The 12140-nt window shown below is 53.6% G+C and carries 10 protein-coding genes; 7 read left to right on the top strand and 3 right to left on the bottom strand.

Going from position 1 to position 12140, the window contains the following annotated elements:
* Positions 1-45: 45 nt before the first annotated feature.
* A complete protein-coding gene (drt3b, locus tag IEV38_RS03235; protein ID WP_308633524.1) occupies positions 46-2118 on the bottom strand; it encodes an antiviral reverse transcriptase Drt3b in 2073 nt (690 codons plus the stop codon).
* Positions 2111-3445, bottom strand: coding sequence for an antiviral reverse transcriptase Drt3a (drt3a, locus tag IEV38_RS03230; RefSeq protein ID WP_229728521.1), 1335 nt, complete (start codon positions 3443-3445; stop codon positions 2111-2113). The genes drt3b and drt3a overlap by 8 nt, the downstream gene beginning before the upstream one ends.
* 469 nt (positions 3446-3914) lie before the next feature.
* Between drt3a and IEV38_RS03225 the strand changes: the two genes are divergently transcribed.
* The 6 genes from IEV38_RS03225 (at position 3915) to IEV38_RS03200 (ending at position 10178) form a co-directional block, all read left to right on the top strand.
* Positions 3915-4685 carry an ABC transporter permease gene (locus IEV38_RS03225; protein WP_188394702.1) on the top strand — a complete coding sequence of 257 codons (771 nt, stop codon included), beginning with the start codon at positions 3915-3917 and terminating at the stop codon, positions 4683-4685.
* Between the two features lie 89 nt (positions 4686-4774).
* Positions 4775-5464 (top strand): ABC transporter permease, encoded by a 690-nt coding sequence (locus IEV38_RS03220; RefSeq protein WP_188394701.1) that lies wholly within the window; start codon positions 4775-4777, stop codon positions 5462-5464.
* A 9-nt stretch (positions 5465-5473) separates the two neighbouring features.
* Positions 5474-6424: an ABC transporter ATP-binding protein gene (locus IEV38_RS03215; RefSeq protein WP_188394700.1), complete on the top strand. Its 951-nt coding sequence runs from the start codon at positions 5474-5476 to the stop codon at positions 6422-6424.
* Positions 6424-6936 carry a GNAT family N-acetyltransferase gene (locus tag IEV38_RS03210; RefSeq protein WP_188394699.1) on the top strand — a complete coding sequence of 171 codons (513 nt, stop codon included), beginning with the start codon at positions 6424-6426 and terminating at the stop codon, positions 6934-6936. Before IEV38_RS03215 ends, IEV38_RS03210 begins: the two co-directional genes overlap by 1 nt.
* A gap of 29 nt (positions 6937-6965) precedes the next feature.
* Complete coding sequence (locus tag IEV38_RS03205; protein ID WP_188394698.1) at positions 6966-8636, top strand: ABC transporter substrate-binding protein; 1671 nt, start codon at positions 6966-6968, stop codon at positions 8634-8636.
* Positions 8637-8774: 138 nt separating this feature from the next.
* Positions 8775-10178 (top strand): molybdopterin-dependent oxidoreductase, encoded by a 1404-nt coding sequence (locus IEV38_RS03200; RefSeq protein ID WP_188394697.1) that lies wholly within the window; start codon positions 8775-8777, stop codon positions 10176-10178.
* 46 nt (positions 10179-10224) lie between these two features.
* Here the strand turns inward: IEV38_RS03200 and IEV38_RS03195 are convergent, their stop codons facing one another.
* Positions 10225-10650, bottom strand: coding sequence for a hypothetical protein (locus IEV38_RS03195; RefSeq protein WP_188394696.1), 426 nt, complete (start codon positions 10648-10650; stop codon positions 10225-10227).
* 554 nt (positions 10651-11204) lie between these two features.
* Between IEV38_RS03195 and IEV38_RS03190 the strand changes: the two genes are divergently transcribed.
* Positions 11205-12116, top strand: coding sequence for a D-hexose-6-phosphate mutarotase (locus IEV38_RS03190; protein ID WP_188394695.1), 912 nt, complete (start codon positions 11205-11207; stop codon positions 12114-12116).
* The last annotated feature ends 24 nt before the right edge of the window (positions 12117-12140 follow it).

The following is a 12140-nucleotide window of genomic DNA, read 5'->3' as shown; positions in this document are numbered from 1 at the left end:
GTGTGGGCTGCCAACAGCCATTAAGGGTAAAGCGGAGCGCCGAGGCTAATATACCTCGCGACTGCGCTTCGCGTCTAGCTCTTTCCCAAGGTTGAATTTATCGCCCCAAGCCGTAAACCATTGATCATTAGACGACTGAACAGATGCAAGGCTAACTGTATCTAGACCAAAAATCTTTCCGATTTCTTCTTTAGTTTCGGCCGTGATGTAAGGGCAAACAATGAGATCGAGCAACATGATTAGGGTCTCAGCATCATCGGGACAGTGAGCCTTCATGTACTCGGTTTTGGCGACGAGGTGTGTTTCAACAAATGTTTTCAACTTGGTATAACGAACTTTTCCCTTGATATAGGACAGTAGTATTGTGATCGAGAAGTGGCTCATGAAGCCAACAGGACGAACATACTCTCCAGTGCTGGCTTCCGTTTTGATTAAGAAATGACGGAGGAGGACCGATTCGGGAAGCCAGTATTCTCGACCTATTTGCGAAAGACAAATAAGAAGATAGAGGCTCTCCACTTCTCGATGAATACTCATCGTCGTTTTTTCGAGCTGCTGCATGACGTTATCGTGGACGTACTTAAACAGCAAGTGCTTCAGCTCATAAGGCATTACCTGAGCATGAAGAAAGTTTACAGAGATAGTAATCATCCGACAGAGCCGGATTGTGTGATTGATCTTTGGACTTGCCGAATACGCGAAAAAAGCAAATTCCATGATCGCGAGCAAGGCGTTAGAAAGGCGCTTACGGTCACGATCTGATTTATCGCTCGAAATATATGCTTTGAACAGCTTTTCAATTCTACTTTCAACTATAGCGAAAGTGTAATTCAGTAAATCGCCATAGGTTACGTTGGACTCCTTAAGTGCGGATTTGTACCTGACAATCAATCGATTCGCGTTTATAACGCAAACAAGATGTTGTTTAGGAGGAGTAGGTGGGGCGGTTGAAGCCTCCTCCTCACACACCGGATCGATCTCTTCATTCAAAAGACTTGAGATGCGCTCTTTGGCGATCGTAATCTCGGTGATGATCGGCTTTTGGTAGTGCTTAATTTTCGCTGTGTTGATACTCAGTTTTTTGGACTTGAGGATTTCTTGAAGAGTCTCGAAGATCTTTAACTGGGTGGTTTCCATATTATAGAAAACAAAGAAATCATCTACGTACCGGAAAATCTCATAATCGACTTTATGAATCAGATTATCTCTATCGGCCAATTTTTGAAGGAGTTCAGCGTCGACAGATTGCAAAATAATTTCGGCGAAAATTCGAGAAAATTCTGGTCCAATAACGATACCGTTGGTTTCCTTATGGTTTAGATTTTGCATAAGCGCATCGAATCGCCCAGCAAAAGTATTTTTCGATTCCTCCAGACCGAACTTCGTCTGATCTTTTCCCAAAATTGCCCAGGGAAGTGAGTGTGTGTAGATGCTGTCAAAGCATTTGTTTACATCAATCTGAACCAAAGCATCGTATTTTTTCTCGCTACGATGATACTCGTGCGATTCAAAAAAACGATGAATATTCCGATACTTACGGTAAACGAAATAGGAACCGATTTGCTCGTACTCACGATCTTCCTCTTCCACGCCAGTAGCAGCATCCATGCGCTCGTCGTGAAGCCTATCCTTGAAGTAGACATAGCGCGAAACTGATACAGGCCGACGTATGGAAAACTCACTGGCGGAGGTGTGATAAATGATCAGTGCGCTGTGAGTCGCATAGAAGCTCGCAACTTCTACCTGATTGCGAGGATGCACAACACTTAGCGTGCGCCCATCGAGATTGTGAGCGACACGGAAATTGAACGGAATGGTTGCCATCTCGCATCTGCGAAGAGGTACGGAGCGGCGTTCTCTCTTCTTGCCCCATTCAATTACGACATCGGTGGAAATTGGGGTGCCAGATTTAATGCCGAATAGTAGACGCATTGTTTCATCAAGAGCACTCGTTTCACAATTCCAGTGCAACTTGCCCTTTTCGATTTCCACGCCATTGTTTCTTAAAAAGCGATAGTAACCACGATTCGAAAATGTCGGAGGTACCTCGAAAGGCAGCATGTCCGTTAATACGGATCGTTGTTTTCTATGAGTGAGAGAGACCCGCCGCTTAGCCATGTTTCCATGCCTTTACGATCATCTGAAGTTCTCTAGTGCTGAAATTATGATATCGACGTTGCTCAAAACCCGTTGTGAAACTCAAGCGTTTCAGTTGCTTTTGTAGGCTGCTTCGCTTGAGTTCTGCAATACGTATTTTTAGGCGTCTATCAAGACGCTTGAAACTAGTTAAGTCAGTCACAATTGAATTATTGAAGTAAATGCCGGTGACAGCGGATGACTTACTATTAGAGAGCCGTGTGTTACCCGTCAAAAATTTTATTCGGGCGACTAATTTTCTATATGCGCCCTTGGGATTGACGGGGCGTTCTCGCCAATACTCCGCGAAAGTTGTACTCATCCGCTCATCATATTTCACTACCTTCGCTGCGCTAGGGCTAAGCGCAATCCCAGCGGGCGTGAGATGAAAACGATAACCTAGATACTCGAACTTCTTCGGGCTGCTATCGGCCAGTTTGAGCTCCCTTGTCTTAGCTGTGTTGTGTGTGAGTCCCTCATCGTTCAAGATCTTGATAATCAGATCTTTATACGACCCTAAGTCCTTACCGATTGGCGGTCGTGCGAAGACGGCTACGATGTCATCAACAAACCGACAATACAAGACTAGGCCAGCGATTTTTCTGATCGAGTTGTCAATCCGCCTTAGATACAGTTCCGCCAAATAAGCGCTGATGCCAACCCCTCTGGGAATCCCAGTTGTGGAGCCGGAAAGTGCACCGTAGGAATTGAGAATTTGTTTGACATACTTCTTTGATGCTGGACTTAATAACTGATCGCGATCAATTTTTTCAACTAAACGCTCACGATCAATATTTTCATAAAATGAGGCGATATCGGTGCGCACAAGTTCGAAAGGAAACTTGCTTCCTAATGTATCGCGAAGCTGGCAAACCAAGTCGTGACGGTTCGCTTGTTTTACACCATATATGCGATGGATATTGCTTTGGAGTTGTTTGATGACAAAAAAAGTTTCAGGCTCGGCATCGATACAAAAAACAGGCTTTCCTTTTGGGCCAATTTTCTGGGAAAGCCCAATTTTGAAGCTCTGCTTGAGTACTTTTTGACTTATACCATCCAATAAAGAATCAATTGCAGATGACTTGGTTGCTTTTAAGCTCGTTAGTTCCGCTTTCAGCGTAAGCAGCTTTGCATCAAACTCATCAGCCTTTAGGGAGACTTCGATTTTCCGTAAGTTACGAATTTCCTGAACCTTGTCGCGCACGGCGGATGTAAGCGGCTCAAGCGTGGGGAAATAGCGGGTAGCTAAGTCGATACCCTTGCGATTCTCAGAATCATAAATGCGACGGAAATTTTCCGTAGTGAACATTTGATCAAGCATTATGGCGGCTCACTCTACTATTTTCGTTTTGGGCTAGATCGATACCGCGAGATAGTTATGGCGCAACCTCAGGGTGCATTTCTATTAATGCTCTAAACTATGAAGTTATTGCAACTGAGCATTAGGCCTGAATCCGGGGGAATGACGGTATCCCATAAATATGAGATAAATATTCTAGACGTAGCCCCGCTTCAATTTCCGACGTTGGAAGTAATACACAAACAAAATGACTGACTCGATTCGATTTAACAGCATTATTATTTCCACCATTCATAACAGGGTAACTCCCATGCTCACTGCTTTTCATTGCGAGTGGGATTACGAAAAATCCTGTTTACCTTACGTGATACCTGGTCCTCCCTAAAGCAATCCTGCGTATATCGTCAGCATTATTTCTTGTTTGCTTGCAGCAAGGCAGAAAGCTACTCTAGATGGCTTCGCGAAATAGATTGCCGCCATGTTCAGGCTTGTGCTGGTTACGTTGCAGACTCAGTTCAAATTGTCGGTTCGAGACTGGGGCGTTCTGACACCCGTACTCGCGATGCCGTTGCAGGTCTTGCCGGCTCTTGCCATCTTCATTGCTTCCAATCGGGCCGATCTCGCGAGTTATGCATTGACGGCGGCGTTGCTGTTTTCCATCGGTCAGATGTGCTTCGCAGTATCGAGCGAAATCGTATCGAACGATCGCAGTCATCAGCGGCTTGAACTGTTGGTGGCCACGCCTGCATCGTATCCGGTCATTCTCGCTTCACGCGCATTTGTCGTTTCCTTTCTTGGACTGGCGGGTTTTTTCGAAGCGTGGCTGCTGGCAAAGCTTGTCTTCGACATATCGATTGAAGTCCATCATCCTGCGACTCTCGCATTTGCACTTCTGGCCACTGCCTTTGCTGGAGCGGGAACGGCCGTTTTGACGGCTGCGTTGTTCAGCCTCGCGCGGCAGACGCGCACGATACAGAACGCCGTCTATGGACCGTTCTATCTGATGAGCGGTGTGCTGGTTCCCATTGCGTTCTTGCCGGCATGGTTGCAGGTATTGTCGCCACTGTTCTTCTTTTACTGGTCTGCCGAGATTGTGCGCTTGTCTTTTGCGGCCGCCGAGCCGGTGGATGCTGTCTTTCAGGTCGGCATGCTGATTCTCATCGGCTGCGTATCGGCAGTGCTGGGCGCGGTGACGATGAATCGCATGCTCGATCAACTCAGACAAAACGGCAGATTGGGGCTGACATGAAAGCCTTGCGCGTGTTTCGCTATGGGTTGCTGGTCGGGGCGCGCGATTTTTCCGTGTTCTGGACCTGAAAGATCTGGCTTGGCGGATGGATGCTGCGCATCCTGACCAGTGTATTGATATGGGTTCTGGTCGGACGCCTGCTCGGTTCGGAAGAGATTCTCTACTACCTCCTGATCGGCAACGCAGCGACGGCCGGCATGGGCTCGTGGGCAATTGCGGCAGCGGCCTGGGATCGCTATGACGGGACTTACCCGCTGCTGGTGATCGCACCGGCCAATCTGGCACCGGCAATCATGGGCAGGATGTCGATCTGGGCCTTGGGCTGGATCGTGTCGTCGTTGCTGACCTTTCTCATTCTGCTTGTGGCATTTGATTTCAGGTTGCGTTGGGATGTTCTGGCCGTGGTTCCGGCATTCGTGACTCTGATGAGTCTGAGTACCTTCTTCTTCTCGGCCTTTCTCGGTTCCTTCTCGAATCTCTATCCGCCGGCACGCAATCTGATCGGGTGGGCGCTGATCTTCGGATTGATGACGCTGACTGGTATCAATGTTCCGGTCACGTTCTGGTCCGAACCAGTGCAGTTTGTCGCCAGCCTGCTGCCGATTACGCATGGGTTGCAGGTATTGCGTGTGTTCATCGATGGCGGTGATGCGGCAACCATTCTGTCCGGAGTCGGCATCGAGCTTGCGGTGGGAATCGGATGGCTGGCTCTTGCCTGGCTGAGTTTCAATCGCTTTGCGGAAAGAGGACGTGCCAATGGTTCGATCGATCTTGATTAGGGAAATTTCATGTCTGCCGTAAGGACTCACGACCTGCGCCGCGTCTATCGGTCGCCGGATGGCCGCGATATCGTCGCCCTGGAAGGCATGTCGCTGGATATCGAGGAAGGCGAGATTCGGGGACTGCTGGGGCCGAATGGCGCCGGCAAGACCACCTTGACCAAGATTCTCTCCACCGTGCTGTTGCCGACCAGCGGCAGCGCCTCGATACTCGGGCACGATGTCGTGACCGATACGGCCGCCGTACGCCGTCTGATCGGTGTCGTCTTTGGCGGCGATCGTGGACTTTATACGCAATTGACTGCCCGCGAGAGCCTGCGCTACTGGGCCGCGCTGTATGACGTACCGGTGCGCGAAACCAATCGGCGGGTAGATGCCCTTCTCGACCGCGTCGGCTTGCTGGAAAGGGCGGACACGCGGGTGGAAACCTATTCTCGTGGCATGAAGCAGCGGTTGCATCTGGCGCGAGGGCTGATTTCGAACGCACGCGTGCTGTTCCTGGATGAGCCGACCATCGGCATGGATCCGCTTGCCGCACGCGACTTCCGGCAACTCGTCAAGGATCTCAAGCAAAACGGCTGCACGATTCTTCTGACGACGCATGACATGGCGGAAGCAGAAGCGGTCTGCGATCGCGTGGCATTGATCGATCATGGCCGCCTGATTGCGGTGGAAACGCCTTCCAGTCTCGCGCGCCTGATCTCCGAGCACGAGCGTGTCGATTTCTCTCACGCCGATCACGGTCTGATCGAGAAGATACAGATTCTTTCCGGTGTCCGTTCGGTCGTCAATGTTTCCGGCGGGGCGTACTCGCACCGCATCGAACTGGCGCAGTCGTCGGCGCTGCAGCCGGTGCTTGAATTCCTGGTGGCATCAGGCGTGCGTCAGATTGCGACGTCGCGTCCCAGTCTGGAGGAAGTCTATGTACATGTCATCGGCGACCGGGGATTGAAAGTCTGATGCGGCCGCGTATCGAAATCCGTCCGCTGCGCGAGTCGGATACCGCTTCGTTGATTCGCCTCAATCAGAGGCTGGACGTCGAGACCAAGCTGATGCTGTACGAACCCGAGGAGCGCGATACGGATGTCGCAAGCCAACGGAACAATATTCGGGCACTACTGGCCAGAGACAACTCGACGGTGATCCTTGCATTGAGCGATGGCGAGGCCATCGGGTTTCTTGGCGCCATTGGTGGCAGGCTGAAGCGCAATCGTCATTGCGCGCAGCTTGCGATTGGCGTCTTGCAAGCACACGCGGGACAGGGTATCGGTACGCGCCTGTTTGCAGAGCTTGAAGAATGGCGCGTGGTGGCGGGCATCAGCCGTCTTGAATTGACCGTTATGGCGCATAACGATCGTGCCATCCGTTTATATGAAAAAGTCGGCTTTGTCAGGGAAGGCATCCGCCGCCGGTCGCTCAAGGTAGATGATCGGTATGTCGATGAAATCCACATGGCTAAATGCTTTGCCTAAGTTTTTAATTTCACTCAGGAGTGGGTTCTATGTTTCCTCTTGTTCGCCGTCGATTTCTCATCGTATCCGCATTGTCGATTGGCCTGTTCGGTCCCGCTTTTTCACAGGAGCATGCACAGGGCGCCTTGACTTATCCAGCCAGCGATTATGTGGAGCAGTCGGCTGGAAAACAGGGCGGCATTCTGCACGCCAGCGCCTCGTATGTGCCCAGGTCTTTCGACATCCATACCGAGTTTGTCGGCAATCTGCTCTGGCAAAGCCGCCTTGTCTTCGACAATCTCATTTATCTGGACAACGCGGGTGAGCCGACGCCATGGCTGGCCAGATCGTGGACCATCTCTCCCGATGGAAAGACCTATACCTTCCATCTGCGCGAAGGTGTGACCTTCAGTGACGGTACGCCCTTCGATGCGGAAGCGGTACGCGTCAACTTCGACCGCATCAAGAAGCTGGGCGGGCGTTCGCGCATCTCCGCCGGTTATCTCTCCCCGTATGTGGAAGGTGTGGTCATCGATCCTGTCACGTTCGAGGCAAGGCTGGATACTCCTTATCCTGCCTTCCTCTCTTTCCTTGCGCAGACCTGGCTGGGTTTTATCTCGCCACGCCAGATCATCGATGATCCGGACAGCATTGCCGTTCGTCCGATCGGTACCGGGCCTTTCGTCGTTGCGGAGAACGAACCCGGGAAAAGGATATTTCTGAAGCGGCGCGCCGACTATGCGTGGGCGCCCGACTATATTCGGCACCGCGGAGCGGCCTATCTGGATGGCATCGTAATCGAAGGCATCAGGGACGATGCGCAGCGTACGGCGGAACTGCAGAATGGCAAACAGCAACTGACGTTCGAGGCATCCCTGGCGGACGGTCCGCGTCTGCGCGCCGACCCGGCATTGGTGTTCTCTAACCGTGTCCGGCCGGGAAGCCCGATGCGCGGCCTTGCATTCAACACGAGCCGCTTTCCCTTCGACGATGTGCGCATCCGCCGCGCAACGGCGATCGCGATTGATCGCGACGCGGTGACGCGTACGCTCGGAGCGGGAGAGTTCATTCCAAAGTCAGACTACCTGGGCACCAATACGCCGGGATACATCGATACATACAAGGATGTACTGGCCTACAACCCGCAACGCGCAACCAAGCTGCTCGACGGCGCAGGATGGAGCAAACGCGACAAGGATGGCATACGGATCAAGGATGGACAGCGCCTTTCCGCGGAGTTGCTGACCACCGGTGGAGAAAGGACGCCGCCGGCTTCCGTGCTGAAGATGCAGGCCGATCTCAAGGCAGTCGGTATCGAGCTGCGGTTGAAGTCGGTACCCTCGGAAGAACTGATTCGTCTGGTCGGAGCGGGACAATATGATGCGTTGACCGGTGGTTGGTGGTCGGCAGCCACGCCCGACGTTCTATACCTGCTTTACCACAGCAGTCAGCGTTCGCGCCAGAACATCTTCGGCCAGGATACCGCGCGCATCGCCGATCCTCGCCTGGACGATATCCTGCAACGCGCTCGGCAGACACAGGATCCAGAGACACGGCGGGCACTGTACATAGAGGCCCAGAGGCTGCTGACAGATCTGGTCCCTGTCGTGCCGTTGCACGAGAGCCATCATTTGATTGCCTACAGCAAGAAGCTGCATGGCGTGCTGTTCGATACGACGCACAATACGCCATTGCTGATAGGCGCCTGGCTGGATGATTGAAGTGGCCATCTTCAATTATCTATATTGCTGAAAACCCGGCGCCAAGACTTTGTTTCTCTTCGGAATGAACGTGCCTGATGGTAGGTAATCGCACGAAGAATGATATTTTTATCATTCGATTACTTCCAAGGAGCGCATATGTCCCGCCAAGATGATTTCGCTCGTCTCGTCCAGTCAGCAAAGCAGGAACTTCAACTGAACACCAGCCGCCGTCGCTTCTTCGTGACGGCGATGGCTGCAGGTGCCACTTCCACTTTCCCTGCCTTGGCGCAGGCTGCGGCACAGACCTTGCCGAACGCGCGCCTGACGATTGGTGAGGCTGGTCGTGGGCCAAGCCGGTTTCATCCTTCGTTTGTCAAGGACGTCGGTTTGCTGACCGATCTGAACAAGACCAATCAGGGCGGCGCGTGGTGGAACTTCGATACCTACATCACGCCCGTCTCTCAGTTCTACATTCGCAATGCCTTCCCGACGCCGCGTCCCGAACTCGACAGGCGTGTCGATCCGCGCTACTGGCAGTTGAAGATTCACGGTGATGCGGTCGAGCGGGAGATGACGATCACGTATGACGATTTGCTCAAGATGCCGTCGCGTTCGATCATCAGCGTCATGCAGTGCACGGGCAACGGCCGTTCGCTGTTCTGGGAGCAGGAAGGCTTTCTCAATGAGCCGCAGCGCGTGGTCGGCAATGGCTGGGGACTGGGCGGTGTCGGGCAGGCGGAGTGGGAGTATGTCCCGATGAGCTACATCCTCGATCTGGTCGGGTTGAAGAAGAATGCGAAGGCGGTGCTGTTCTGGTCGGGTGTGGATGGCAAGGAGCCGAATACGGAATCCGATACAGGACGGCCGATGTCGATTCAGGATGTGCTGGAGCGTCCCGACGAAATCGGCCTGGCGTTCAAGATGAACGGCATGCCCTTGCCGCCGGACCATGGCGCACCGGTTCGTGCGCTGGTACCTGGCTGGTGTGGCGGCGCTTCCACCAAATGGCTGACCGAGATCAAGATTGCGTCGCATGACTTCTGGGTCCGGCTGAATACCTATGACCACACGATGATGGGGCCGGATTATCCGCCTCCCAAACCGGCGCCGAACGATGAGTTCCGCTTCGTGCGGCCGGAACAGCTGCTGGGCATTCCTGTCACCTGGCAGGAAGGGCGTTCCACGCTGGCCTTGCCATTGGTGCTGGACCGGCAGCCGGACATGCCTGCCAATTATCCGCTGGGAAGAGGAGAACGTCCGGTGTTGAAGGCCGGCCCGCAAATGCTGCGCGGATATGCCTGGGCGCCCAATGCCGGGGTTCGCAGGGTGGATGTGCGCGTGAATGGCGGGGCGTGGCAGGCTGCTCGCATCATTGATCCGCAGATCAACCGTTATACCTGGGTACGCTTCGCATTTCCTTTTGCGCCGGCGCCCGGCGACTATGTCATCGAGACGCGAACGACGGATCGCAATGGTCATGCGCAGCCAGCCAGCGTTCCCTTCAACAAGGGTGGCTATAACTTCTTCGCGATTCCGAAGTTCATGGTGCAGGTTGTTTGAGAGACTAGTGATGGCAGCCTTCCATGGCCGCCATCATTGCTTGTTTCTATTTGGTGGTGGTTTGCCGTTCACCGGTCTTGACCAGCGAAATGACATTGGTCGATGCATGCTGCTCCTGCAGCGCCTCGATTTCCGCCAGCAGTTTCATCAGCGTTTCCAGCCATGGATATCGCGTATAGCGTTTGCCACGATTGTTCTTTTCGAGATCCATGACGAATTGCTGGGTCAGGATGCGTGGCGCGGTCCTGCTGCAGGCGCCGCCATACAGCATGGCGCGACGTCCGAGATAGGCAAGCGCGAACTGGCGTTTGCGATCGAGGGTGTCGGTGGTTTCTTCCCACGTGTCGCCGGCTGAACGGCATTGGGCAAGCGCATGCCGATAGCCTTCCCAATCTCCTTCGCGCAGGCCCTGGTAGGAAGAGAAGATGGCCCGTTGATCGTTCTGTTGCGGATTTTCGAGTACGGTTCGCATGGTGACCTCCCGAGAAATTGGAATGCACGGCGGCCGTGCATACGCCTGATTGCCATTCGGTTTTGCAAAAGGCCGAATGCCAATCTCACAGACTAAAGGTACTTGATAGTCGGTCATTGGCGTGTGCGCCAAATCACATAGGCATGTAAACTTTTGCAAGCATGGATTGCCGCATGGAAAATTCGTGTGTCGCGAACCACAGAATCTCAAGTGGCACTACAGAGATATCGAGGGTTTCCCGGCTGGCGGCATTGTTTTGGATTGCCTGAGGAATTCCGCGCGTGCTGTCGCGTCTATCAGACAGCTACTTTTAGGAAAGTCGGAAATGAAACGATCGAACACTGCCTTGTTGCGTCTTTGCATATTGAGTCTGTTCGGCCTGGCTCTTGCAGGCTGCGCGGGCTCCGCTGATGCACCAAGGCAAAAATCCGGAGTGGAAGTCTATGGCGAGATCGATGTCGGCGTCGGCATCCATCGCTAGCCGTATTTCTTTCCAATCCAACTCGCGTTACTAAATTAACCCTGTTACTTCAGCGTTTTCAGAAAGAAACTTGATGAGCACCTTGCCCACCGCACCCAACGATATGGTCCTGTCCGATGCCTTTCATGACAACCTTTTGGGCCTGCCCTGCCTGACGCTGGTTTGCGGCAAGAGCGAGGTGAGAATCGCGCGACAGGGCGCACAGGTGTTGTCGTGGCGTGCCTCGGACGGTCGCGAACGTTTCTATCTGTCGGTGCAGACCGGCGGCGCCAAGCAGGGCGAGGCGGATGCTTCGACGCTGTCGCCGGCGATCCGCGGCGGTGTGCCGATCTGCTTTCCGCAGTTCTCGGTGCGCGGTCCGATTCTCAAGCATGGTTTTGCGCGCGCAGTGCCGTGGACGCTCGAGTCGCTCGTCAATCACGACGCCGAGCGCAGCGTGGCGGTGCTGACCTTGCGGGACGATGCGCGCACGCGTTCGATCTGGCCCTGCTCCTTCGTCGCGCAGCTGACAGTGGCGCTTGAAGCGGATCGCCTGGCGTTGACATTGCAGGTGACCAACAGCGGTGATGAAGCCTGGCCGTTTACCGGCGCGTTGCACAGCTACCTGCATGTCGATGACATCGCCAAGGCGGAGCTGGCGGGTTTGCAGGGCACGCATTATCAGGATGCGACGGCCGACAATGTGGAGGTGATCGATCCCGACGGCAGCATCAGAATCGATGCCGAACTCGATCGCGTCTATCTTGCGCCGCCGGCTTCCGTGCAGTTGCGCGAGGAAGGAAAGCCTGCGCTGCAGATCGGCAAGACCGGTTTTACCGATACGGTGGTCTGGAATCCGGGGCCACAACTGGTGCAGACCTTGAAGGATATGCCCGATGACGACTGGCGCCACATGCTGTGTGTCGAAGCGGCATGTGCCTCGGCACCGGTGATCATGCAGCCGGGGCAGACGTGGATAGGCAGCCAGGTACTGTCGATCGCCTGACCGAGTGGCGGGGTTTCTTTCTCT

This window comes from Oxalicibacterium flavum, assembly GCF_014635065.1.
Classification (GTDB): domain Bacteria; phylum Pseudomonadota; class Gammaproteobacteria; order Burkholderiales; family Burkholderiaceae_D; genus Oxalicibacterium; species Oxalicibacterium flavum.
The sequence above is the reverse complement of the archived record's forward strand: the minus strand, read 5'-3'. Positions and strand labels throughout refer to the sequence as shown.

Bases quoted from the DNA above. Each gene is read 5' to 3' on its own strand.
- drt3b (WP_308633524.1), bottom strand. From the start codon at position 2,118: ATGGCTAAGCGGCGGGTCTCTCTCACTCATAGAAAACAACGATCCGTA.
- drt3a (WP_229728521.1), bottom strand. From the start codon at position 3,445: ATGTTCACTACGGAAAATTTCCGTCGCATTTATGATTCTGAGAATCGC.
- IEV38_RS03225 (WP_188394702.1), top strand. From the start codon at position 3,915: ATGTTCAGGCTTGTGCTGGTTACGTTGCAGACTCAGTTCAAATTGTCG.
- IEV38_RS03220 (WP_188394701.1), top strand. From the start codon at position 4,775: ATGCTGCGCATCCTGACCAGTGTATTGATATGGGTTCTGGTCGGACGC.
- IEV38_RS03215 (WP_188394700.1), top strand. From the start codon at position 5,474: ATGTCTGCCGTAAGGACTCACGACCTGCGCCGCGTCTATCGGTCGCCG.
- IEV38_RS03210 (WP_188394699.1), top strand. From the start codon at position 6,424: ATGCGGCCGCGTATCGAAATCCGTCCGCTGCGCGAGTCGGATACCGCT.
- IEV38_RS03205 (WP_188394698.1), top strand. From the start codon at position 6,966: ATGTTTCCTCTTGTTCGCCGTCGATTTCTCATCGTATCCGCATTGTCG.
- IEV38_RS03200 (WP_188394697.1), top strand. From the start codon at position 8,775: ATGTCCCGCCAAGATGATTTCGCTCGTCTCGTCCAGTCAGCAAAGCAG.
- IEV38_RS03195 (WP_188394696.1), bottom strand. From the start codon at position 10,650: ATGCGAACCGTACTCGAAAATCCGCAACAGAACGATCAACGGGCCATC.
- IEV38_RS03190 (WP_188394695.1), top strand. From the start codon at position 11,205: ATGAGCACCTTGCCCACCGCACCCAACGATATGGTCCTGTCCGATGCC.